The organism is Bradyrhizobium sp. LA6.1 (genome assembly GCF_040547805.1).
In the GTDB taxonomy this organism is placed as follows: Bacteria; Pseudomonadota; Alphaproteobacteria; order Rhizobiales; family Xanthobacteraceae; genus Bradyrhizobium; species Bradyrhizobium barranii.
This window is the reverse complement of sequence record NZ_JBEPQK010000006.1, coordinates 391,989-415,720: the sequence shown is the minus strand read 5'-3', so window position 1 is coordinate 415,720 and position 23,732 is coordinate 391,989. Positions and strand designations below refer to the sequence as shown.

General features: G+C 65.5%; 20 protein-coding genes. 15 read left to right on the top strand and 5 right to left on the bottom strand.

What is annotated here, in order from left to right; genetic code table 11:
• Nucleotides 1-48 precede the first annotated feature (48 nt).
• Complete coding sequence (locus ABIB99_RS18830; RefSeq protein WP_354177109.1) at nucleotides 49-1,020, bottom strand: LysR family transcriptional regulator; 972 nt, start codon at nucleotides 1,018-1,020, stop codon at nucleotides 49-51.
• Between the two features lie 173 nt (nucleotides 1,021-1,193).
• Between ABIB99_RS18830 and ABIB99_RS18825 the strand changes: the two genes are divergently transcribed.
• From ABIB99_RS18825 to ABIB99_RS18765, 13 genes are all read left to right on the top strand, one after another.
• Nucleotides 1,194-1,814: a UbiX family flavin prenyltransferase gene (locus ABIB99_RS18825; protein WP_071915243.1), complete on the top strand. Its 621-nt coding sequence runs from the start codon at nucleotides 1,194-1,196 to the stop codon at nucleotides 1,812-1,814.
• A gap of 25 nt (nucleotides 1,815-1,839) precedes the next feature.
• Entirely contained in the window at nucleotides 1,840-3,261 is a 1,422-nt protein-coding gene (locus tag ABIB99_RS18820; protein ID WP_354177107.1) for a UbiD family decarboxylase, read from the top strand.
• A 127-nt stretch (nucleotides 3,262-3,388) separates the two neighbouring features.
• On the top strand, nucleotides 3,389-4,228 hold the full coding sequence (locus tag ABIB99_RS18815) for a helix-turn-helix transcriptional regulator (protein WP_014496257.1): 840 nt from the start codon (nucleotides 3,389-3,391) through the stop codon (nucleotides 4,226-4,228).
• Nucleotides 4,229-4,371: 143 nt separating this feature from the next.
• Nucleotides 4,372-7,371: a xanthine dehydrogenase family protein molybdopterin-binding subunit gene (locus tag ABIB99_RS18810; protein ID WP_354177020.1), complete on the top strand. Its 3,000-nt coding sequence runs from the start codon at nucleotides 4,372-4,374 to the stop codon at nucleotides 7,369-7,371.
• Nucleotides 7,368-8,183 carry an FAD binding domain-containing protein gene (locus tag ABIB99_RS18805; RefSeq protein WP_354177018.1) on the top strand — a complete coding sequence of 272 codons (816 nt, stop codon included), beginning with the start codon at nucleotides 7,368-7,370 and terminating at the stop codon, nucleotides 8,181-8,183. The genes ABIB99_RS18810 and ABIB99_RS18805 overlap by 4 nt, the downstream gene beginning before the upstream one ends.
• Nucleotides 8,180-8,698 (top strand): (2Fe-2S)-binding protein, encoded by a 519-nt coding sequence (locus tag ABIB99_RS18800; RefSeq protein ID WP_354177016.1) that lies wholly within the window; start codon nucleotides 8,180-8,182, stop codon nucleotides 8,696-8,698. Before ABIB99_RS18805 ends, ABIB99_RS18800 begins: the two co-directional genes overlap by 4 nt.
• Nucleotides 8,691-10,235 (top strand): AMP-binding protein, encoded by a 1,545-nt coding sequence (locus tag ABIB99_RS18795; RefSeq protein WP_354177015.1) that lies wholly within the window; start codon nucleotides 8,691-8,693, stop codon nucleotides 10,233-10,235. The genes ABIB99_RS18800 and ABIB99_RS18795 overlap by 8 nt, the downstream gene beginning before the upstream one ends.
• 29 nt (nucleotides 10,236-10,264) lie before the next feature.
• The gene (locus ABIB99_RS18790) at nucleotides 10,265-11,071 is read left to right on the top strand and encodes an enoyl-CoA hydratase/isomerase family protein (RefSeq protein ID WP_071915238.1); all 807 of its coding nucleotides are present in this window, start codon (nucleotides 10,265-10,267) and stop codon (nucleotides 11,069-11,071) included.
• A gap of 70 nt (nucleotides 11,072-11,141) precedes the next feature.
• A complete protein-coding gene (locus ABIB99_RS18785; protein ID WP_354177013.1) occupies nucleotides 11,142-12,473 on the top strand; it encodes an MFS transporter in 1,332 nt (443 codons plus the stop codon).
• Between the two features lie 63 nt (nucleotides 12,474-12,536).
• Nucleotides 12,537-14,234: a GMC family oxidoreductase gene (locus tag ABIB99_RS18780; protein ID WP_354177012.1), complete on the top strand. Its 1,698-nt coding sequence runs from the start codon at nucleotides 12,537-12,539 to the stop codon at nucleotides 14,232-14,234.
• A gap of 600 nt (nucleotides 14,235-14,834) precedes the next feature.
• On the top strand, nucleotides 14,835-15,827 hold the full coding sequence (locus ABIB99_RS18775; protein WP_354177011.1) for an NAD(P)-dependent oxidoreductase: 993 nt from the start codon (nucleotides 14,835-14,837) through the stop codon (nucleotides 15,825-15,827).
• 16 nt (nucleotides 15,828-15,843) lie between these two features.
• Nucleotides 15,844-16,626 carry a class II aldolase/adducin family protein gene (locus ABIB99_RS18770; protein ID WP_354177009.1) on the top strand — a complete coding sequence of 261 codons (783 nt, stop codon included), beginning with the start codon at nucleotides 15,844-15,846 and terminating at the stop codon, nucleotides 16,624-16,626.
• 134 nt (nucleotides 16,627-16,760) lie between these two features.
• The gene (locus ABIB99_RS18765) at nucleotides 16,761-17,162 is read left to right on the top strand and encodes a VOC family protein (RefSeq protein WP_354177008.1); all 402 of its coding nucleotides are present in this window, start codon (nucleotides 16,761-16,763) and stop codon (nucleotides 17,160-17,162) included.
• A 25-nt stretch (nucleotides 17,163-17,187) separates the two neighbouring features.
• Here ABIB99_RS18765 and ABIB99_RS18760 read toward each other — a convergent pair whose 3' ends face one another.
• Complete coding sequence (locus ABIB99_RS18760; protein WP_354177006.1) at nucleotides 17,188-18,102, bottom strand: LysR family transcriptional regulator; 915 nt, start codon at nucleotides 18,100-18,102, stop codon at nucleotides 17,188-17,190.
• 89 nt (nucleotides 18,103-18,191) lie between these two features.
• Between ABIB99_RS18760 and ABIB99_RS18755 the strand changes: the two genes are divergently transcribed.
• Nucleotides 18,192-19,115 carry a hypothetical protein gene (locus ABIB99_RS18755; protein ID WP_354177005.1) on the top strand — a complete coding sequence of 308 codons (924 nt, stop codon included), beginning with the start codon at nucleotides 18,192-18,194 and terminating at the stop codon, nucleotides 19,113-19,115.
• Nucleotides 19,112-20,125, top strand: coding sequence for a DUF2891 domain-containing protein (locus ABIB99_RS18750; protein WP_354177004.1), 1,014 nt, complete (start codon nucleotides 19,112-19,114; stop codon nucleotides 20,123-20,125). The genes ABIB99_RS18755 and ABIB99_RS18750 overlap by 4 nt, the downstream gene beginning before the upstream one ends.
• 43 nt (nucleotides 20,126-20,168) lie before the next feature.
• Here the strand turns inward: ABIB99_RS18750 and ABIB99_RS18745 are convergent, their stop codons facing one another.
• From ABIB99_RS18745 to ABIB99_RS18735, 3 genes are read right to left on the bottom strand one after another with little or no spacing between them, the layout of a single operon-like run.
• Nucleotides 20,169-21,866, bottom strand: coding sequence for an ABC transporter ATP-binding protein (locus ABIB99_RS18745; RefSeq protein WP_354177003.1), 1,698 nt, complete (start codon nucleotides 21,864-21,866; stop codon nucleotides 20,169-20,171).
• Nucleotides 21,845-22,693: an ABC transporter permease gene (locus tag ABIB99_RS18740; RefSeq protein WP_354177001.1), complete on the bottom strand. Its 849-nt coding sequence runs from the start codon at nucleotides 22,691-22,693 to the stop codon at nucleotides 21,845-21,847. The genes ABIB99_RS18745 and ABIB99_RS18740 overlap by 22 nt, the downstream gene beginning before the upstream one ends.
• Nucleotides 22,690-23,700, bottom strand: coding sequence for an ABC transporter permease (locus ABIB99_RS18735; RefSeq protein ID WP_354177000.1), 1,011 nt, complete (start codon nucleotides 23,698-23,700; stop codon nucleotides 22,690-22,692). The genes ABIB99_RS18740 and ABIB99_RS18735 overlap by 4 nt, the downstream gene beginning before the upstream one ends.
• Nucleotides 23,701-23,732 lie beyond the last annotated feature (32 nt).

The window sequence follows — 23,732 nt, the reverse complement described above, 5'->3', positions numbered from 1 at the left end:
CTCATTTTGCAGTGGGCGCGACATCTTGTCCGAGCAGGAATTCTGCACTCAAGAGATCGCTTTCCGCCGCGTCTTGCTGCGCGCCTTGCGAGGCGATGAGGTCGTGCTGCCAATGAAAGGCTCCACAAACTCTCGCGCCACGGCGGCCGCTTGCGCAAGATCGTGGCTGATGACGTCGAGCACCGCCTTGGCCGCGACCGACACCGCTCGCCGCGGGTGATGCACCCAGGCAATCGAGCGCACGATCCGTTGCTGGTCGAAACGATGCGCCCGGATGGCGCCGCTCGCGAGCGATTGCCGGAGCGCGATGGTCGGCAGCACTGTGGCAAAGTCGGTGGTCGCGATCACGTCGCAGAGCGCGGGGAGGGTGTCGAGCTCGAGCCGCGGCCGCAGGTCGATGCCGATGGCGGCGGCGTGCTCATCCAGGATCAGCCGCAGGCCGTGGCGCTTGGACGGCAGCACGAGGTCGAAATTCGCGATGTGGTCGAAGCGCAGCTTTGCCGGTGGCCTGACCGGGCTGTCCTTGCGGCAGGCGAACACCATCTCCTCATCCATGATGTGATGCGCGGCCAGCGGCGTCTTCCGGCGCGGCACGTTGATCAGCGCGAAATCGAGCTGGCCGGTGTTGACCCAGTCCACGAGCGTCTCGGTATAGCCCTCGCAGGCGGACAGCGTGATCTCGGGATAACGACTGGCGACCGTCGCCGACGAACTGGCCATAGTGCTCTGCGCCACCGACGTGATGAGGCCGACCGAGACCCGCCCCGAAATGCGCCCGCCGAGCTGCGCCATCTCCTGCCGCGCGTACTCGGCGTCACGCACGATCGGCGCGGTCAGCCGCACCAGCGCCTCGCCGGCGCTGGTCAGAGTCATGCCCTGGACGCTGCGGTCGAACAGTTTTTGGCCGAGCTCGGCCTCGAGCTTGGCGATCTGCATGCTCAGCGCCGGCTGCACGATGTTGAGCTGGCGCGCGGCGCGGGTGACGTTCTTTTCCTCGGCCAGGCAAAGGAAATATTGCATCTGCCTGAGTTCCACGGAGCTGTCCTTTGTTCGCTGTTCCTTGCGCGCGGCCATCATCACAGATGATGGATGATATAATCAATCATTATTTGTAGTGATGGGTGGGATTGCCTAGTCTCGTGGCGGACCGCGAGGCCTCGAGGGCCGCGCCGTCTGGGAGCGAAATCAGACATATGCAGGACGCCACACCCAAACGGATGATCATCGGCATTTCCGGCGCCTCCGGCGTCACCTATGGCGTTCGCCTGCTTCAGCTCCTGCGCAATGCCGGCGTCGAGACGCATCTGGTGATGTCGAAGACCGCTGAGCTGACCTTTGCCTACGAGACCGACCTGAAGATCGCGGAGGTGAGGGAGCTCGCCAATGTCTGCCATGCGATCGACGACATGGCCTCGGCGATCTCCAGCGGCTCGTTCCGCACCGCCGGCATGATCGTGGCGCCGTGCTCGATGCGCTCGATGTCCGAGATCGCCTCGGGCGTGACCACGACGCTTTTGACCCGCGCTGCCGACGTCGTGCTCAAGGAGCGTCGGCGCCTGGTGCTGATGGTGCGCGAGACGCCGCTGCACACCGGGCATCTCAGGACGATGACGGCCCTGTCGGAGATGGGCGCGATTATCGCCCCGCCCGTGCCGGCCTTCTACGCAAAACCCGAGAACCTCGACGACATGGTCGAGCACACCGTCGGCCGTGTGCTCGACCTGTTCGACATCGATATCGGCGTTGTGCGCCGCTGGGGCGAGGACGAGGCGCTCAAGCGCCGCTCGCCGCCGCTGCGCAAGATCGCGCCTTGACCTGAAGACCTGAGGAATGACCCGTATGCGAATGGAAAATGTTGCGAGGAGAGGCGCGAACGCGCCCGCCGATCTGCGCGCCTGGCTCGCGTTTCTCGCCGAGCGCGGCAAGCTCGCGATCGCCCGCGAGGGCATTGGGCTCGCTGACGAGCTCGCCGCCGTCGCCAAGCGGCTGGAGCGCGACAGCGCGGTGCTCTTCCCGCGCCCCGACGGGCATGAAATTCCCGTCGTCGCCAATCTCTTCGCCGGACGCGACTGGGTCGCCGATTCCATCGGCGTGACCGAGGACCAGTTGCTGCCACGGTTCCTGGCTGCCGCAAACCATCCACTGCCGACGCATGAGGTCGCGAGCGGACCGGTGCAGGACGTCGTCCACGAGGACGTCGATCTGCTGCGCCAACTCCCGGTGCCCAAGCACAATGAGCGCGACAGCGGCCCATACATCACCGCGGGCCTGCTGATCGCGCGCAACCCGAAGACCGGTGTACAGAACGTCTCGATCCACCGCTGCCAGATCTCTGGCAGGAACCGCATCGGCGTGCTGCTGCTGCCGCGGCACACCTTCTCCTACTACCGCCTCGCGGAGGAGCTGGGCCAGGCGCTGGAGATCGCGATCGTGATCGGCGCGCATCCGGCCTTGATGTTGGCCTCGCAGGCGATTGCCGCGCTGGACGAGGACGAGATGGCGATTGCGGGCGCGCTGCTCGGCGCGCCCGTCGACGTCGTGAAGTGCCGCACCAATTCAGTCCGCGTGCCCGCCCACGCGGAGATCGTCATCGAGGGACGTATTCTTCAGGGCGTGCGTGAGCCGGAAGGTCCGTTCGGCGAATTCCCCCAATATTATGGTCCGCGCGCCAATCGCGAGGTGATCGAGGTCGATGCGATCACGCATCGTGCGAAACCGATCTTCCATACCATCGTGGGCGGCGGTTTTGAGCACCTGATCCTCGGCGGCGTGCCGCGCGAGGCGACGCTGCTCCAGCATCTGCGGCGCAGTTTTCCTGGCGTAATCGACGTCCGCCTCACGCGCGGCGGCACCTGCCGCTACCACCTCGCGATCAAGATCGACAAGGCGAACGACGGTGAGCCGAAGAACATCATGATGTGCGCCTTCGGCGCCCATTACGACATCAAGCAGGTGATCGTGGTGGACAAGGACGTCGACATCTCCTCGTCCGAGGAAATCGAATGGGCGGTGGCGACGCGCTTCCAGGCCGACCGCGATCTCATGGTCGTCGCAGGCGCGCTCGGCTCGAAGCTCGATCCGACCACCGACAACGGCATCAGCGCCAAGATGGGTCTCGATGCGACCGCGCCGGTCAACGCGCCCGAGCTCGCTTTCAAGCGCATTCGCGTCAAGGGTGAGGAGGACGTTGATCTCGCCACTGCCTTGCAGGCCGACCCCGGCGCTGCGGTCGCGCGGCTTCTTTCGGAGACGCGCGCATGAGCGGATTACCGCTCGGAAGCAACTTGCGTCGGTTTGCGCCGTTGGAATATGAAGTGGGTGCTGCTTATAGTGCCGCGCCGATGAAGCAATCATTTTGCAGCGCAACGCTGCCGGGAGGAAGGAACTGATGTCGACGGCCCTGCGCATCGCTCATGGCGCTTTCGGCAGGGTCGCTCTGCTCGACATGGACCGTTCGCTGGTCCGCCACGCTCATCATCACTGCCACGTCCTGCTCAAGGTCGAGGGCTCCGACACGCAGTTTCTTGTGGGCGACCAGGTCACGCCGCTGACGGACACCGCCGCCGTGCTCGTCGACGGCTGGAAGCCGCATGCCTATGTGCACGACGCCAACCGTCCGCGCACGCTGATCATGGCGCTCTATATCGAGCCGGAATGGCTGAAGGAGTTCCGTCCCGGCTGGGCGGCCAGTGGTGCGCCGGGCTTTTTCGAGCGGCCGTCGGGCGAGGTGTCGCCGCGCATCCGTCAGCTCACGCTGCATCTGGCGGCCGAAATGATGGCGAATCCGGATGCGGTGCGGACCCACGAGCAGACGCTCTCGGATCTCATGATTGCGGTGATCGAGCGCTTCACGCCCTGGCGCAGCTTCCCGACCTCGATCCGCGGCATGAGCGCGGTGAGCTGCGATTGGCGCATCCGCCGCGCGATGGACGCGATGCGCGTGCACGATTCCTATGCCAACGTCGATCAGTTCGTGAAGGGCGCAGGCCTCTCGCGCGCGCAGTTCTTCCGCCTGTTCGAGACCTCGCTCGGCGTCTCGCCAAAGCTCTATCTCAACGTCGTCCGCATGGAGCGCGCGCTCGATGCTGTCATGCGCGAGGACACGCCGCTCGGCGAGCTCAGCGAGCGCTTTGGGTTTCCGGAGCCTGCGCATTTCACGCGCTTCTTCCGGGATCATGCCGGCGTCAGCCCGCGCGAGTTTCGCAACGTCTCGCGTCTCGCGGGTTGAGTCTTGCGGGCTGATATTGCGCTGCACGCTCTCGAATGAGACGATTTGGTAAGTCGTGAGAGCGGGCGGTATGGCTCCCGCACCCCCAGTCCTGACAAACGTCATCGTCGCGTCAAAGAACGCGTCGGGAGGTATGCCGGGACATGTTGCAGGCGGTCAAATCCGCAAATCCGGGAAGTGGCGATGAGCCGTGGGTCGGGCGTTCGATCGAGCGCGTCGAGGATGCCGCACTGCTCAGCGGCCGCGGCCGCTTCATCGACGATCTCGGTGTCCAGCCCGGCACGCTGCACGCGACGATCCTGCGCTCGCCGCATGCGCATGCCGATATTCTTTCGATCGACGTTGAAGCCGCGAAGCGTCTGCCGGGCGTCGCCGCGGTTCTGACCGGCAGCGACGTCAAGGCCGTCACAACGAGCCTCGTCGTCGGCGTGAAGGCGCCGGTGGAGTGTTGGCCGATCGCGATGGACCGCGTGCGCTATGTCGGCGAGCCGGTCGCTTTGGTCGTCGCAACTGACCGTGCGCACGCCGAGGATGCAGCCGAGCTGATCAATGTCGAATATCGCCCGCGGGCTGCTGTCGTCGATCCGCTTGGGACGCTCGCACTGGGCGCGCCCGTGCTCCACGATGGCTTTCCCGGCAATCTCGCCAGCGACCGCCATTTCCGTTACGGCGATCCTGAAAAGGCCTTTGCGGAGGCGCCGCATCGCTTCTCGATCGACATACGCTATCCCCGCAATTCCTGCACGCCGATCGAGACCTACGGCGTCGTCGCCTCGCACGATGCCGGCGAGGATGCCTATGAGGTGCTCGCCAATTTCCAGGGCCCGTTCAGCATCCACACCGTGATTGCGCGCGCGTTGAAAGTGCCGGGCAACCGGTTGCGGCTGCGTACGCCGCCGGATTCCGGCGGCAGCTTTGGCGTCAAGCAGGGCGTGTTTCCCTATATCGTGCTGATCGCCGCGGCCGCGCGTGTCACGGGCCGGCCCGTCAAGTGGATCGAGGACCGGCTCGAGCATCTCACCGCATCGGTGTCGGCGACCAACCGCGCGACGACGCTGTCGGCGGCGGTTGCAGACGACGGCAAGATCCTCGCGCTGGACTGGGACCAGGTCGAGGATTGCGGCGCGCATCTGCGCGCGCCTGAGCCTGCCACGCTCTACCGCATGCACGGCAATCTGACCGGCGCCTACGACATCCGCCACGTCAAGATCCGCAACCGTGTCGTCGTCACCAACAAGACACCGACCGGTCTCAACCGCGGCTTTGGCGGCCCGCAGGTCTATTTCGCACTGGAGCGCCTGGTGCAGAGGATCGCGATCGGCCTCGGCCTCGATCCGCTCGATGTCATCAAGCGCAATCTGATCGACGCCGGCGCGTTTCCCTATCGCACGGCGACCGGTGCCTTGCTCGATTCCGGTAACTACCAGGACGCCGTTGCGCTCGCAGTCGAGCAGGGCAGGCTCGCGGAGCTGAGTGCGAAGCGCGATGAGGCGCGGGCGCAGGGGCGGCTCTACGGGATCGGCTTCACCGCGGTGGTCGAGCCCAGCGTCTCCAACATGGGCTACATCACCACCGTGCTGACGGCGGCCGAGCGCCGCAAGGCGGGTCCCAAGAACGGCGCGCAGGCAACCGCAACCGTCGGCCTCGATCCGGTCGGCAGCGTCACCGTTCACGTCGCCTCCGTGCCGCAGGGGCAGGGCCATCGTACTGTGCTGTCGCAGGTCGTCGCCGACGTGTTCGGCCTCCAGCCCAGGGATATCCGCGTCAACACCGAGATCGACACCGCCAAGGATGCCTGGTCCATCGCGTCCGGTAACTACGCCAGCCGTTTCGCAGCAGCCGTGGCCGGCACGGCAAGGCTCGCCGCTGAGCGCGTCGCCGGCCGTCTTGCCCGCATCGCCGCCAGCCAGTTGAACGTCGAAGCCGCCGACATTGTGTTTGCAAGAGGTTTCGTCGCATCAAAACACAATCCGGAGAACCGGATTGCGTTCTCACGTGTGGCCGCCCTCAGCCATTGGTCGCCGGGCTCGCTGCCTGATGATGCCGGCCAGACCATCCGCGAGACCGTGTTCTGGACGCCGCCGGAGCTGACGCCGCCCGACGAGGACGACCGCATCAACTCTTCGCTCTGCCACGGCTTCATCTTCGATTTCTGCGGCGTCGAGATCGATCCGACGACGCTGGAGACGCGGATCGATCGCTACGTCACCATGCACGACTGCGGCACCATCCTGCATCCCGCCATGGTCAACGGCCAGATCCGCGGTGGCTTTACGCAAGCGCTCGGCGCCGCGCTCTACGAGGAATATGCCTACGCCGAGGACGGCAGCTTTCTGACGGGAACGCTCGCCGATTATCTGCTGCCGACCACGACAGAGGTGCCGGAGCCGCAGATCATCCACATGGAGACGCCGTCGCCGTTCACGCCGCTCGGCGCAAAAGGCGTCGGTGAGGGCAATTGCATGTCCACACCCGTCTGCCTCGCCAATGCAGTCGCGGACGCGCTCGGCATTGCCGATATCACCTTGCCGCTGGTGCCGGCGCGGCTTGCTGAGCTGGTGCGTGGCGCCGAACCGCCGCCTCCCGCTGGCGGCGCGACTGCTGCGCCTGTGCGCGAAGGCGACCGGCGGCTGCGCGGTGAGGGACAGGCCTCGGTAAAGGGGGCGCCCGAGCAGGTCTGGGCGATGCTGCTCGATCCCGCCACCCTGCAATCGGTCATTCCCGGCTGCCAGCGCGTCGACAAGATCACCGACACGCATTTCCGCGCCGACGTCACGCTCGGCATCGGTCCCGTCAGCGGGCGTTATCGTGCCGATGTCGAGCTGTTCGATCTCGATCCGCCGCGCGCGGTCACCCTGCGCGGTGGCGCCACTGGCGCACTCGGATTCGGCAATGCCGAGGGACGTATCACGCTCGTGCCCGACGGCAACGGCGGCACAAAGCTGATCTACAGCTACGACGCCGCGATCGGCGGCAAGGTCGCGAGCATCGGCGGTCGCCTGCTCGACGGCGCGACGCGCGTCATCATAGGCCAGTTCTTCACCGCACTGGCCCGCAAGGCCGGCGGTGGTGGTGCGGAGGGCGGCTTCTCGCTGTTCGCGCTGCTGGCAAAGGTGGCGAGCCTGTTCGGGGGGCGCCGATGAAACCGCCCGCATTCGACTATCTCCGTGCCGAAACCCTTGGCGATGTCCTCGAAGGACTCGCGCAGCAGGGCGGCGACGCGCGCGTGCTCGCGGGCGGGCAGTCGCTGATGGCGATGCTCAACATGCGCCTCGCCAAGCCAAAACTGCTGATCGACATCATGCGCATCAGGGAGCTGCGCCAGATCGAGCGGAAGGGCGATGCCGTCACTATCGGCGCCGGCGTGCGCCAGGCTGACCTCCTGGCATGGCCTGACCTCGCCGAGGCGCTGCCGCTGGTCGCGCTGGCGCTGCCATGGGTTGGGCACGTGCAGACCCGCAGCCGCGGCACCATCTGCGGCTCGCTCGCGCACGCCGATCCCAGCGCCGAGATGCCGCTGACGCTGGTTGCGCTCGGCGGCGAGGTGTTGCTGCGCAGCGCCAAGCGGCGGCGGCGCGTTGCCGCCAAGGACTTCTTCGCCGGCATGATGCTGACCGCGCGCGCCGATGACGAACTGATCGAAGGAATCTCGCTGCCCGCCGTCAGGGGATCGCGCTTCGCCTTCCGCGAGGTCGCGCGACGCCATGGCGATTTTGCCATTGTCGCCTGCGCGGCGATGGAGACACCGACGGGCGTGCGTATCGCCGTTGGCGGCGTCGCCGACGTTCCGACCGTGCGCGACTGGCCGCGGCTGGAGGGCAGCGCGCTCGACGATGCCCTCAATGCCTTTGCCTACGAACTTGGTGCCCGCGACGACGTCCACGCAACCGCGCGCTACCGGCGCGACCTCGTGCGCATGATCGGTCGCGATCTGATCGGCGAGGTGCTGCAATGACCCGTCTCAAGGCAGATCAGCGCCATGCCGTCCGTTTCTCGCTCAACGGCAAGCCGGTCGAGGGCGAGGCGGAGCCGCGCATGCTGCTCTCCGATTTCCTGCGCCACCAGCTGGGAGCGACCGGCACCCATGTCGGCTGCGAGCACGGCGTCTGCGGCGCCTGCACTGTTGTCGTCGACGGCATGCTGACGCGGTCGTGCCTGACGCTCGCTGCGCAGGTCGATGGTTGCGAGCTCAGGACCGTCGAAGGCCTCGCACCGTCGGCGGACCGGCTCGGCGTGCTGCAGCAGGCGTTCCGCCGCAACCACGCGCTCCAATGCGGCTTCTGCACCGCCGGCATTTTGATGTCGCTCGACCACTATCTCGCCAGGAACCCGGCGCCGACCGAGGCCGAGATCCGCGCCCTCCTCAGCGGGCATATCTGCCGCTGCACCGGCTACACACCGATCATCCAGGCGGCGCTCGAAGCCGCCGCCGAACTCGCTTCATCCAAAAAAGAGACGTCCGATGCTTGATCTCGCCAGCAGCTTCATCGCCAGTGCCGCGCGCGATCCCCATGCGATTGCGCTTGTCGACGGTGATCTGCGCCTGACCTACCGGCAATGGTACGGCAAGATCTCCGCGCTCGTGGCATCGTTCGACCGCCTTGGCCTCAAGCCCGGCGATCACGTCGTCACGCTGCTGCAAAACCGCTGGGAAGCGGCGACGCTGCACTGGGCCTGCCAGTTCGCAGGGCTCGTGATTACGCCGGTCAACTGGCGCGCCAAGGCCGACGAGCTCGATTACTGCATCGAGAACGCCGAAGCCTGCGCGATCGTCTATCAGGATATCTCTGCCGAGGCGGTGCAGGGCTCGGGGTTGGCAGGCAAGCTGCTGCGTGTTTCCGTCGATCCCGGGACGGGGGAGGCCACCAGCTTTGCCGATCTGATCAAGGACAGCGCGCCGGACGCCGAGCCGCGTGTCGGCACCGATGCCTGGTCGATCATGCTCTACACGTCAGGCACGACCTCGCGGCCGAAGGGCGTGCCGCGGCGGCATCGCGCCGAACGTGCTGCCGCGATCGCCCATGTCGCGCAAAATCTCTACGGCCGCGCCGAGCGCACGCTCGGCGTGATGCCGCTCTACCACACCATGGGCGTCCGCTCGCTGCTGGCGATGTCGCTGATCGGCGGCACTTTCATCTGCCTGCCGCGCTATGACAGCCGCCAGGCGCTGGCCCTGATCGAGAAGGAGGAAATCACCAACCTCTATCTGGTGCCGACGCTCTATCACGACCTCGTTCATCACGAGGCCTTCTCTAAGACCGACGTCTCCAGCGTCCGCAAGCTCGGCTTTGCCGGCGCCTCGATGACCGACGGCCTTCTCAAGAAGCTGAACGAGGCGTTCAAGCCAGAGTTGTTCGTCAATCACTACGGCAGCTCGGAGATCTACACCTTTACGATCGACCAGAACGCCGCCGCAAAGCCCGGCTCAGCCGGCAAGGCGGGGCTGAACCAGCACGTCAAGGTCGTGCGCATCGGCGCGAAGTCGGTCGCGGAGCTTGCTGCGGTCGGCGAGGAGGGCGAGATCATCGCGACGCTCGCTGGCGACGAGGCCTTCGAGGGCTACTGGCGCCGCCCTGAAGCCGACGCCAAGTCGCTGCGCGAGGGCTGGTACTTTACGGGCGATACCGGCTTCGTCGATCCCGACGGCGACCTGTTCGTCACGGGGCGCGTCGACGACATGATCATCACCGGCGGCGAGAACGTCTCGCCGGTCGAGATCGAGAGCTGCCTGTCGCTGCATCCCGCTGTCGACGAGGTCGCGGTGGTCGGCGTTGCCGACGAGAAATGGGGCAAGGTCGTCGCCGCCTTCGTCAAGCGCAATCGCCCTGTGTCGGACGTCGAGCTGGAGCAGTTCTGCCGGACCACGGGCCTTGCCAATTTCAAGCGGCCGCGCCGTTACGTCTTCGTCGACGCCATTCCCAAATCGCCGGTCGGCAAACTGCTGCGGCGACTGCTCGTCGCCGGTGAATACGAAGCCGAGCGCCTGCCGCCATCAGGCGCCGCCTGATCAATAACCATCAACAGAAGGAAGCACAGATGCCGTCACCCTACACATTTGCCGATCCCCGGCTCGCCAAGCTTGACGGGTTCAAGGTCGAAATCGACGAGGCGCATGAGCGCGCCGACATCATCTTAGGGAGGCCGCCCTACAATGTCGTGGCGATGCCGCAGCGCGACCAGCTGCGGCTGACCTTCGAGACGCTGGATGAGGATCCGCGTGTCCGCGTGATCGTGGTGCGCGGCGAGGGCGAGCACTTCTCCAGCGGCGGCAATATCGGCGGCTTCATGGAGGCGAGCCCCGAGCACGTCTCCAAGCTCGCCTGGAACATCGCCGCGCCTGCGCGCTGCGCCAAGCCCGTGATCGTTGCCAACCGCGGTTATTGCTTCGGCGTCGGCTTCGAGCTGTCACTCGCCTGCGACTTCCGCATAGCCTCGGAGACCACGCAATACGCGCTGCCGGAGCAGAAGCTCGGCCAGATCCCGGGCTCGGGCGGTTCGGCCCGTCTGCAGAAGATGGTCGGTATCACCCGCACCAAGGACATCGTGATGCGCTCCAAGCGTATCTCGGCCAAGCAGGCCTATGACTGGGGTATCGCCACCGAGTGCGTGCCGGATGCAGAGCTGGAGAAGGCGACCGACAAGCTGGTCGACGAGCTCCGCACCTTCTCGCCGCTAGCGCAACGTACCGCCAAGAAGCTCCTCAACGACACCGAGGATTCGACGCTCGCTATCGCGATCGAGCTCGAAGGCCATTGCTACAGCCGCCTTCGGCAGTCGGAAGACTTCAAGGAAGGCGTCGAAGCCTTCAACGCCAAGCGTCCGCCGAAGTTCACCGGGCGCTGATACGCGACAAAACTGCCGCGGTTCGCAATGACGCGAGCCGCGGCTCTATCAAAACGGGGGAGGTAAAAACATGGCTGAGATGGATATGCCGGTCGCGGGCGCGCAAGCGTCGGCGGATAACAAGCAGATGGTCAATGCGATCATCGCATCGGTGCTCGGATGGGCGCTGGATCTGTTCGATTTGTTCATTTTGCTCTACGTGGCGCCGGTCGTCGGCGCGCTGTTCTTTCCGTCGAGCAACCCAGCGCTGTCGCTGGCTGCGGTCTACGGCTCGTTCGCCGTGACGCTCCTGATGCGGCCGCTGGGCTCGGCGGTGTTCGGGCATTATGCCGACGTGCACGGCCGCAAGCAGGCCATGCTGATCGCCATCATCGGCGTCGGCATCAGCACGGCGGCGTTCGGCCTGCTGCCGACCATCGCCCAGGTCGGCGTGATCGCGCCGATCCTCTTCCTGATCCTGCGTCTGGTGCAGGGCATCTTCGTCGGCGGCGTCGTGGCCTCCACCCACACCATCGGCACCGAGTCGGTGCCGGCGCAATGGCGCGGCGCGATGTCGGGCCTGGTCGGCGGCGGTGGCGCCGGCATCGGTGCGCTGCTCGCGTCCTTCATCTTCCTGATCACGTCGTCGATCTTCCCCGGCGATGCCTTCGCGGTGTGGGGCTGGCGCTTCATGTTCTTCTCGGGGCTGCTGAGCTCGCTGCTCGGCTGGTTCATCTTCCGCAACCTCGAGGAGTCGCCTTACTTCAAGGAGCTCAAGCGCCAGCAGGGTAACAAGCAGGCGAAGGTCTCGAAGGCGCCGGTCAAGGACGTGTTCTCCGGCGAATATCGCGGCGTGTTGCTGGTCAACCTTCTCATCACCTTCGGTGGCGGCGCCGGCTACTACCTGACCTCGGGCTACCTGCCGAGCTTCCTGAAAGTCATCAATGCGGTCCCGAACCAGACCTCGTCGTTGATCCTGATGGGCGCGAGCGTGTCGGCGTTCTTCTCGGCCGTGCTGGTCGGCGCGCTGAGCGATCGTATCGGCCGCAAGAAGACGTTCCTCATCATCGGCGTCCTGGCCGCGGTGCTGCTGCCGCTGTGCTATCTCAATCTCGCGGCGACCAAGGACACGACCCAAATCACGCTCTATGCGCTCGCCATCGCCTTCATCGGCAATGCCGGCTATGCGCCGGTGCTGATCTTCCTCAACGAGCGTTTTCCGACCGCGTTGCGCGCGAGCGGCACGGGTCTGTCCTGGAACATCGGCTTTGCGCTGGGCGGCATGATGCCGACCTTCGTCTCGCTGGTGAGCGGCAGCCCCGCGGAGATCCCGATGTCGCTGGCCTACTTCGCAGTCGGCGTGTTCGTGATCTACCTGATTGGTGCGGTCGTGATCCCCGAGACCAAGGGTAACTTCCGCTGAGCCAAATCGGCGCGGCCGCATTCGTGGCCGCGCCGATCCATCGAATTGCGCGATGAGACGGGAATGGATGGGCTGCATTTCGACGACGTGATCGTCGGTGGCGGATCGGCGGGCTGCGTGCTCGCCAATCGGCTTTCCGCAGACGGAAGCCGCCGCGTGCTTCTGATCGAAGCCGGGATGGACACGCCGCCCGAGGCAACGCCGCCGGAAATCCTTGACAGCTATCCGATGACGCTGTTCTTCGGCGACAAATACATCTGGCCGGGCCTGTCAGCGGCCGCCGGCCGCAATGCCGAGGGCAAGCCGGTCGTTCGCGCCTACGAACAGGGGCGGGTGATGGGCGGCGGTTCCAGCATCAACGTGCAATCGGCCAATCGCGGCCTGCCGCGTGATTATGACGAATGGCGCGATCTCGGCGCGCGCGGCTGGGGATGGGCGGATGTGCTGCCGTACTTCCTCAAGCTCGAAACGGACCTGGATTTCCACGGCCCGCTGCATGGCAAGCACGGCCCAATCCCAATCCGCCGCATCGCGCGCGAGGCGATGCCGCCGTTTGGCCACGCCGTCGGCGAAGCGTTGTCGGCGACCGGCCTGCCGTTCCGAAAGGACCAGAACGGCGAGTTCGAGGACGGCATCTTTCCGCCGGCCTTCTCCAATCGCAACGACCGGCGCGTCTCGACCGCCGCCGGATATCTCGACGCAGCAACGCGCGCGCGGCCGAACCTGACCATCTGGGCGGACAGCGAGGTCGAACAACTCCAGCTCGATGGCCGCCGCGCGACGGGCGTCGTGGTCGCGCGGGGCGGGCAGAAGCTCGCCGTCGCCGCCGGCCGCGTGATCCTGACCGCAGGTGCGCTGCAATCGCCGGCGATCCTGATGCGGGCGGGCATCGGCCCGGGTGCGGCGCTGCAAGCGCTCGGCATTCCCGTGGCGATCGATCTGCCCGGCGTCGGCAGCAATCTGCGCGATCATCCCGCGCTGACCTTCTGTCAATATTTACCGCGGCGGTTGCGGTTGCCGCTTGCCCGGCGGCGTCCCAATTTCGCGGCGATGCGCTTCTCGTCCGATCATCCCGGCTGCGACGCCTCCGACATGTACATCACGGCCTCGGCGCGCGGCGGGTGGCATGCGCTGGGCACGCGGCTTGGTCTCTACTTTCTCTGGTGCAACCGGCCGTATTCGAGCGGCTCGCTCACGCTGGCGAGCAGCGATCCGAAAACCTATCCTGTTGTCGATTTCAACCTGCTGTCCGACCGACGCGATCTCGAACGGATGGTCGCGGCCGTCCGGCTGCTCGCGAAGCTTGTCGTTCATCCCGCGCTCAACCCGGAGGCGGGCGATTTCTTCCCGGCCTCCTTTTCTCCGCGGATCAAGCGGCTGAGCCGGTACGGCACCGTCAATCGCATCGTTGCGTCCATCCTCGGGCCAATGCTCGACATACCCGCGGGCCTCAGGGCGCTTGTGATCCGGCTCGTGCTGCTCAACGGCACGGCCTTCCAGGCGACGCTTGCCGACGACCGTGCCCTCGAAGTTTTCGTACGGCAAAGCGTGTTCGGAGTCTGGCATCCAGTGGGGACGTGCCGCGTGGGCGATCCCGCCGACCGGATGGCGGTGGTCGATCCCGGGGGCAGGGTGATCGGCAGCGAGAACATCTTTGTGGCGGATGCCTCGATCATGCCGCGGCTGCCGACGGCCAATACCAACATCCCCGTGATCATGGCGGCCGAGAAGATCAGTGATGCCCTGCTGTCGCGAAATTAAGCTTTGTGCTGCGCCAGCGCGGAAACGCCCTCCTGCGTTAGGTATTCGAGTTCCACGAGGTCACTCCGTTGGATTCGACTCCTGAACAGGAAGCGCCGCGACGACCGACTGCGGCATCGAGCGGTTCACGTTAGACCGGGCTCGATCGTCTTCGCTGCTATTAGCCGAAAGTGGCCCGTGATGGATTGGAGCGAGGGTTAGATTGCTTCAATCAGCTAATGGGCGGCGTGTGCATGACATGTGCACCGGGAGATCAAGAAAAATCTTGCGCAGGCCAACGTGAGCAGGCGTTTTGAAGCAGGCGGATTGGTCGCGGAAAGCGCAGCTGCTTTGCACTCACGCAGCTAACTGCGACCTATTCGATCAATGACGCGACGTCTTGGGATGGGACCAACTGGCTCTTAATCAGCGGGGCTCGGGTTCGAGCCTTTGCCGCGTCGGGCGCGAGCCCCCGCAGAGGCGCCAGGGCTCCAGAGACAAATCCTTTTGTCTTGCCGAAGCGCGTCGTCCTCTTGTTGCAAGACACCCGTCATCTTTGAAAGGACTATCTTGCCGCAAACGCCTAGCATATCCGGATCGTTGCCATCGTGACTGCGTGACATGAACACTCCCCGAGTTGAAAACCAGCGCGCCTCCACCAGCGTGCGATCGCCGATCATCGTCAATCAGCTTGGCCCGGACATTCGTGCGGCGCTGGTCGATCACTGGTCGCGCCCGCTGATCATCGATCATCCCGCCGATCGCGCGCCCTGGGATGTTGCTCCCGAAGCCGACGTGCTGCTGACGCGGCCGCTAGTGGGCTGGCACAAGGCGCCTGCGGAGAAGCCGGCCGGCTGGCCGTTCGGCCTGCGCTGGATCCAGACCGCTTCGACGGGCGTCGACTTCTTTCCGACGTGGCTGCTCGACGGTCCCGTGGTCACGGTCGGCCGCGGCATCTCGGCTGATCCGATCGCGGAATACGTCCTTGCGGCGATTCTCGGCTTCGAGAAGCGCATCCATGACATCCGGCCGCGCAGCCGCGAGCAGTGGAAGATCAGCCCGCTGGGCTCGCTCACCGGCAAGACGATCGGGATTGCCGGCTTCGGCGCGATCGGCCGCGCAGTCGCCGAGCGGGCCAAGCCGTTCGGTGTCAACATCAGGGTTCTCAGGCGCTCGGCCTGGCCATATGTCCTTCCGGGCATCCAGCCGGTTGATAGCATCGAGGAGCTGGTCGCGGTTTCCGATCATCTCGTCCTTGCTTTGCCGGCGACGACCAAGACCGCGCGTCTGATCAACGCCGATGTGCTGGCGCGGGCCAAGACGTCGCTGCACTTAATCAATGTCGCGCGTGGGCGGATCGTCGATCAGGGTGCGCTGTTGCAGGCGCTCGACGAGGGGCGGATTGCCGGCGCGACGCTCGACGTCACCGATCCCGAGCCGCCGCCGGAGGGCGATCCGATCTATCGCCATCCCAAGGTCGTCCTGACCCCGCATGTGTCATGGACGGGTGGCGAGGATGCCAAGCGGCTGGCCGACAAGACGCTGGTCAACCTCGACGCCTACGCCCATGGCGTGGCGCTGGCCGACGTCTTCGACAAGAATCTCGAATACTAAAAAAGGAAAGGCAATAATGAACAAGGTCGTCGAGAAGCCCAAGAAGTACTCCCTGGTCGAGCGCACGCCGGCCGCGACGTTCGAGGAAGAGCGGCTGCACCGCAAACAGCGGCTTGCCGCAACATTCCGCCTGTTCTCGCGCTACGGCTTCGATCAGGGGCTCGCTGGCCATGTCACCGTGCGCGATCCGGAGTTCCCCGAGCGGTTCTGGATCAATCCGCTGTCCAAGCATTTCAGTCAGATCAAGGTCTCCGACCTTCAACTCGTCGACCATGACGGCAACATCCTGATCGGCGACAAGCCGATCAACCAGGCCGGCTTTGTCATTCATTCGGCGATCCATGCGGCGCATCCGGAAGTGATCGCGGCCGCCCATACCCATTCGACGTATGGCAAGGCCTGGTCGGCGCTCGGCCGCCTGCTCGATCCGCTGACGCAGGATTCCTGCGCCTTCTACGAGGATCACGTGCTGTTCGATCCGTTCTCCGGCGTCGTGCTGGAGGCGGAAGAGGGCCGCAAGATCGCGCAGGCGCTGGGATCGAAGAAGGCGGCCATCTTGCAGAACCACGGCCTGCTCACGGTCGGACCGACCATCGAGGCTGCCGCCTGGTGGTACATCGCCATGGACAATGCTGCGCGCGCCCAGCTGCTTGCGGAAGCCGCCGGAACGCCAAAGCCGATCCCGCACGAGATCGCCAGCCGGACCTCGCGGCAGGTCGGAACGCACAAGGGCGGCTATTTCAGCTTCCAGCCGTTGTGGGACTGGATCACCGAGGCGGAACCGGATCTATTCAATTAGGGATCGAGGCTTCCGAGCCGGGCCGATGACCCGGCTCGCCGAATTGCGCCATGCTCTAACATCGTGAGATATAGCGGCAGGCGGCTTGTCACGCTTGTGCAGGCAGCCGCAGCAACGGTGAGGAGCAGGGCGACATGGTCAATGGTCTGCCAAGCGAAGTTGAAGTCATCACATTGTTCGTCGATGACATTGCGTCGTCGAAAGCGTTTTATGCCAAGGTTTTCGCGTCCGAGACGGTCTGGGAAGATGCGGTCTCATCCGTGCTTCGATTTGGTGGGCTCTTGGTCAATCTTCTCGACGCGTCTCAGGCACCGCCGCTTGTCGAGCCGTTGCGTGTCGCGCAGTCCTCCGCAGGGGCGCGCGCACTCCTGACGATCAGGGTCGTCGACGTCGATCAGGTCTGCTCAGCCATGCGGGAGATTGGCGTCGATCTGCTCAATGGCCCGATCGACCGTCCGTGGGGGCGACGAACTGCGTCCTTTTCCGACCCCTCAGGCCATGTCTGGGAGATCGCGCAGCTGATTGAGCGGAAATAGCAGCCTGCTGCCGGCCCGCCGATCGCTACAGCGTCCCGCAGACGCGATTGACCAGTTCGATGAACCAGCGCAACGCCGGATCGGCCATGGCGCGGCGCGTGTGGAGAAGGTCGATGGTGAATGGCTCCACATCGTAGGGAATCGGAACGACAGACACGCCGGCGGCTGTCGCGAAGCGGCGCGCGACGCGCTCGGCCATGGTTGCCACGAGATCGGTGCCGGCGACGGCAAACGGCACCGCGACGACATGGGCGAGCGTGATCGCGGTCCGGCGCTTGCGTCCGTGCCGGCTCAGCATCGTGTCGATTGCGCCGGGAAGCCCGTCGCCGCCGGCGGAGGAGAACAGCACATGCGGAAGCCGCGTGTAATCGTCCTTGGTGAGACGGGCTTTCAGTTTGGCGCGTTTGGCGTCGCGAATGCAGACGAATCTCTCCGCGAAAAGCGTGGATCGGATGATGCGCGGGGAAGCGGGAAGATGGCCACCTATCAGCGCGTCTACATCGCCGTGTTCCAGGCCCGCGACACTCGCGGCCGGATCAATGATGGGGCGCACCACGAGATCGATACCAGGCGCCTCCCGTCGCAACGCCTCGACCAGTCGCGGCACCACGACGAGGTCGCCATAGTCGGTCGCCGCAATAGACAGGCGATGGCGGGCTGTTGCCGGATTGAAGGCTGATGTGGGTTCGAGCACGCCCCGGATCTGCCCCAGAGCGTCGCTGATCGGCCGCGCCAGCGCCAGCGCCTTGGCCGTCGGCTGCATGCCGGAGGCCGAGCGCACGAAGAGCTCATCGCCAAACAGCGCACGCAGCCGCGTCAGCGTGCTGCTCATGGACGGTTGCGCCAGGCCGATGCGCTGGCCGGCGCGGGTCACATGGCGTTCCTCCATCAGCGCCTCGAAGGCGACCAGGAGGTTGAGGTCGACGGAAGCCAAATTCATTTGAACGATGATAGATATAGTAATAATCGATTTCAAGAATGATGCGGGGTGTGGTCTCCTGGCGGAGACGACATGATTGGGCGCGGCGTATGCGATCCTCACTCCTGCACTTCATCCCGCGCGGACCGACATTGCTGGCGCTTGGCGTCCTGCTTGGATTGGTCTTTCCGGCTCTTGCGGACCTGGCTCGCCCCTTGATGGCAACCACGATCTTCCTGATCGTGCTGGGAACGCTGTTGCGGATCGACAGTCAGGCCGTCGTCGCAACGCTGCGACGGCCATCGCTTTCCGTGCTCTTGCCGGCTGTCGTCATGGTGGCCTGTCCACTCGTGATCGGTGTTGCCGGTCACGCCTTGAACCTTGGTCCGGAGATCGCGCTTGCGGCGGTGCTCGCCGTCTCGGCGCCGCCATCGAGCGGAACGGCAGCGGTGGCACGCATGCTCGGGCTCGACGGGGCGGTGCCGCTCGTGGTGACGGTGTTGTCCATGGTGCTGGCTCCGGTCACCGTGCCGCTTCTTGCAGGCTGGTTCGGCGGACTTGAGATCAGCGCGCTCGAGCTCGCGCTTCGTCTGGCGCTGTTGATCGGCGGCGCCGAAGGAGTGGCTTTCCTGGTCCGCCGGCACGCAGCCCCGGTGCTGGCGGCCCATGGCGGGATGGTTGACGGGATCATCGTCGCGGCGCTCCTCGTCTTTGCGGTGGCGACGATGGCTGACATTCGCGCGCAGATCGCGGCGGATGTGCGGGCCGCCACGCTCTGCCTTGGGCTCGCCTTTGCATGCAATATCGCCCTTCAAGCAGCTGGTGTCGTGCTGCTGCCGGGCAATTTGAGCCAGCGGCTGACCGTCGGGCTCATCCTCGGCAACCGCAATGTCGGCCTGGTCTGGTCGGCGCTGGGTGCTGCCGCCTCGCCACGCATGGCGCTATACTTCGCCGCGACGCAATTTCCGATCTACCTCCTGCCGCGCCTGATCGAGACATTGATCGGCCGGAACACTGGAAAGGCCAAGCCGTGACCACGCCCCGTCTTACCCGCGAACATGCCTCGCATTTTGCCAACATCGCGCTCGGCCATGTCGGGCGCGAATATCCCAATAACGTTGATCACGCGCTGGCTGAACCTGCGGATGCCCGCACGCCGAGCCAGCTGCATCCGATCTTCTACGGCAGTTATGACTGGCATTCCTGCGTCCACAGCTATTGGATGCTGGCGCGACTGCTGCGCAGGTTTCCCGACCTTGCGGCAGCCTCCGACATCCGCGCTCTCTTCGATACGCAATTCGTGCCCGAGAAGGTCGCCGCCGAACGTGCTTACTTCGCCCGCCCGACTGCCCGCGGCTTCAAGCGGCCGTATGGCTGGGCCTGGCTCCTGAAGCTCGCGACTGAACTGGCGCTCCATCCTGACGATCGCTGGAGCCGCAATCTCGCGCCGCTGGCCGAAATCATCGCGCAACGCTTTCGCGACTTCCTGCCGTTGGCGTTCTATCCCGTACGCGTCGGCACGCATTTCAATACGGCGTTTGGCCTGCGGATGGCGGCAGACTACGCCGGCATCAAAAAGGATGAAGCGCTCGCCAGGTTGCTGCACGAGACTGGCCAGCGCTGGTATGGTGAGGACACCGACTGCCCCGCCTGGGGTGAGCCGAGCGGCGACGATTTCCAGTCCTCGGCTCTTATCGAGGCCGAGTGCATGCGGCGCCTGTTGCCTCCGGACGCGTTCCTGCCCTGGTTCGATCGGTTTCTGCCGCGGCTGGTCGAACGACGGCCGGCAACACTGTTCGGGCCTGCGACGGTCACCGATCGCACCGACGGCAAGATCGCTCATCTCGACGGGCTCAATCTCAGCCGCGCCTGGTGCTGGCGCTCTCTCGGCGACGCCTTGCCGGCAGGCGACCCCCGCCGCGTCGTTGCTCATGAAGCGGCGCGCGAGCATCTGGCCGCAGGCCTCCCCCATATCGCCGGTCACTACATGGGAGAGCACTGGCTCGCGAGCTTTGCCGTGCTTGCACTGGATGATGAGAACTGAGCGGGCAGGGGCCTTCCGCGGCTCATTCAATCTGCGGTCATGATCAACCGAAGGCGCGCGTGCGAATGTGCGCGACATCGTCGCCACCCGACGGGATCGACGCCAGCAGCGACCTCGTATAGGGCTGCTGAGGGTTGTCGAAGATGTCGGCGACGGTCCCGTGTTCGACGATGCGTCCGCGATGCATCACGGAGACGGTGTGGGCGAGCTGACGCACCAGCGCCAGGTCATGAGACACGAACACGTAGGTCAGGCCCAGATTAGCCTGTAGCGAGAGCAGGACTTCGACGATGCCGGCCTGGACGCTGACGTCGAGCGCGGAGGTGGGTTCGTCAAGCACGATCACGTCGGGCTTGAGGACCAGCGACCGGGCGATGGCCACGCGCTGGCGCTGGCCACCTGACAGGGCCCCGGGCTTGCGGGAGAGCAGGTGCTCGCCAAGTCCGACATCGGCCAACGCTTCGCGGACGCGCTCATCCCGTTCCTTTCGCGTTCCGATCTTGAATCGATTGAGCGGCTCGCGCACGAGCCGCTCAATCGTCCAGGTCGGATCGAGCGAGGTGAAGGGGTTCTGGTAGACCAACTGAAGGTGGCGCCACGCCGTCCGCAGTGCCTCGGGCGAGCGGCCGGTGATTTGTTCGCCTGCGACCGAGATGCTCCCGGTGTCGGGTCCCTCCAGTCCAAGCAGCAGCCGGACCGTCGTGGTCTTGCCCGAGCCCGATTCGCCGACCAGCGCGTGCGTGGTGCCAGCAGGGACGCTGAACGACAAATCGTCGACGGCCGTCAGCGCCCTGCCGTCGACTGTGAAGGTCTTCGTGACGGCGCTGACCTCGATCTTCGGTGCCTGGCCGGTCTTGAGGGAACGGAAGCCCGTGTCGCGCAGTGCGGCGTAACGGTCGGGGTTGAGGGCTGGGACATCCGCGCGCAGCCTCTTTGCGTAGGCCGACGCCGGCGAGGAGAAGACGGAAGCTGTCCGGCCGGCCTCCTGGATGACGCCGTCCTTGAGCACCACGAGCGAGTCCGCTCGCTCGGCGGCGATCGCAAGGTCGTGCGTGATGAGCAGCAGGCTGATCTTGAGATCGTGCTGCAGCCGCGTGAGCAGGTCGAGGATCCGCTTCTGGATCGTGACGTCGAGCGCCGAGGTCGGCTCGTCCGCGACCAGCAGTGCCGGCCGTGGCAGGATCGCAAGGCCGATCAGCACGCGCTGGAGCATGCCGCCGGACAGCTGGTGCGGGTAGGAGTCGTAGACACGCAGGGGGGTGTCGAGCCCAACCTGGGCGAACGTCTCCAGGATGAGCTGCTTGCGGATCGCCTTGTCGGGCTCGTCGAGCAGCGCAGCCGCCTCCTGCGCCTGGGCACCGATCGTCCGCACCGGGTTGAGTGAGTTGGCGGGGTCCTGCGGGACGAACCCGATGGCTCGTCCCCGCAGCGGCCGGAAGCCGCGCTCGGAAATCCCGAGCACCTCCTGGCCGTCGAACGCGACGCGGCCGGTGGCGTGCCCGCCGCTGGGGAGCAGCCGCAGCACCGCGCGGGCGATCGTCGACTTGCCGGAGCCGGACTCTCCGATGAGGGCGAGGCTCTCGCCGCGGCCGAGTTCAAAGCTCACGTTGGTCACGACCTCGTGCGGCCCATAGGAGACCGACAGGCCGTCGACCCGGAGCTGCGGAATCGACCGCAGCGGCGTCGGCGCAACGCGTTCGGCGCGGGTGAACGTGGCGGTCAGTCTGTCTTGCGGAGCCATCGGCTGATCCTGTTTGCGGAGAGGACGGTCGCGATCGTGACGAAGGCGGGCGCGTACACCAGCCACGGCCATTTGAGGTAGTCCTTGCCGATCGAGATCAGCAGGCCCCAGTCGGAGGCGGGAGGGGGATCGCCGTAGCCGAGGAAAGCAAGGCTGGCGATCACCAGGATCGACAGGCCGAACTGCAGCACCGCGAGCGGGAGCACCGAGCGCGATGCATTCGGCAGCACGTGCTGCAACAGAATGTGCCAGCGCGAGCCACCCATCAGGAACGATGCCTCGACGAAAACGGCCTGCCGGGTCTTGATCACTTCCGAGCGCATCACCCGCGCGAACACGGCGACCGCCGAGACGCCGGTCGCAACCGCAGCGTTCGTGGTGTCGAAACCGATCGCGGTGACGACGATGACCGCCAGCAGGAAGTTCGGGATCGCCAGCAGCACATCCACCAGGCGGGCGAGCAGGATGTCCATCCAGCCGCCGAGGAAGCCGGCCAGGAGGCCGATGAGCCCACCGGCAACCGCGGCGATGACGACCGCGATGAGCGCGCTCGTCACCGAGGAGGCCGTGCCATAGACGACCCGGGTATAGAGGTCGCGACCGAGGTGATCGGTGCCGAACCAATGCGCTGCGCTGGGGCTGAGCAGCTTGTCAGCGGGGACGCCGCCGGCGGGATCATGACTCGTGAACAAGCTCGGCGCGAGCGACCAGGCGATTACGATCGCGATGACCGCGAAGGCGAGCGCGACGGTTGGCGGCACCCGAAGGGCTGTCAGCCGGCTGATCGCCGTGATGCGCGAGGCCGGCGAGACGAGGGCGACGGTCATGGCGTCACCGCCTGGGAAAGATTGGTGGAGCTCTCGTCGGCGGTGGTCGGGCGGACCTTGCGACCGCCGATCAGCTTCACGCGCGGGTCTAGCAGCGGGTAGACGAGGTCGGCGATCAGGTTAACGAGCACGAACACCACTGCCGCAAGCGAGACGACCGCTTGCAGGACAGGCAGGTCCTGCGTGCTCACCGAACGCTGCACCAGGCTGCCGATGCCGGTGCGTCCGAACACCGTCTCGGTGATCAGCGAACCGCCGAGCAGCTCACCGATGGCGAGTGCGATGACGGTGATGACCGGGAGCGAAGACGGCTTGAGCAGGTGCTTGGCAAAGAGGCGCATCTGCCCGAGCCCACGGCTGCGCGCAACGGCGGCGTATTCCTGCTCGGACTCGTTGTCGAGGTTCGCGATTAGCACCTCGGTGATCCGCGCGGAGATGGGGATGCCGAGCGCGACCGCGGCGAAGAAGGTCGCCCAGAAGCTGTCCGGCGCGATTACGCGAAATAGCCCGAGCTGGAAGCCGAAGATGTGGATCAGCACCAGGCCGATCACGAAGTTCGGCACCGACAGGAACAACGATGGGAAGCCACGCAGCAAGCCCTGGCCGAACCGTTTCGGAAGGAACTGGGTGCCGTAGGCGATCGTAGCCGCCAGCAGCAGCGCGATGGCGAAAGCTGCGGATGCAAGGATCAGTGTCGAAGGGAGAACCTCGGCGATCAGGGTTGTCACAGGCCGGTTGGATCGCATCGACAGGCCGAGGTCGCCGGTCACGAAGTTGGACAAGGACGCCCAGAGCTGGATCGGAATTGGCCGGTCCAGGCCTTGGGCGGCGATGATCTCCTTGATCTGATCCTCGCTGAATCCATTCTGCGGGTCGCGCAGCACGTTGGTGATGGGGTCACCAGGCAAAATACTGACGACGACGAAGGTGAAGACGTAAGCCAGCAGGATGACGACGACGGCTTGGGCGAAGCGCTTCGCGGCATAGGACAGGTAGGCGCTTCTCATGCCGGTCGCCTCCTCACGCTGCTTGTTTGCAC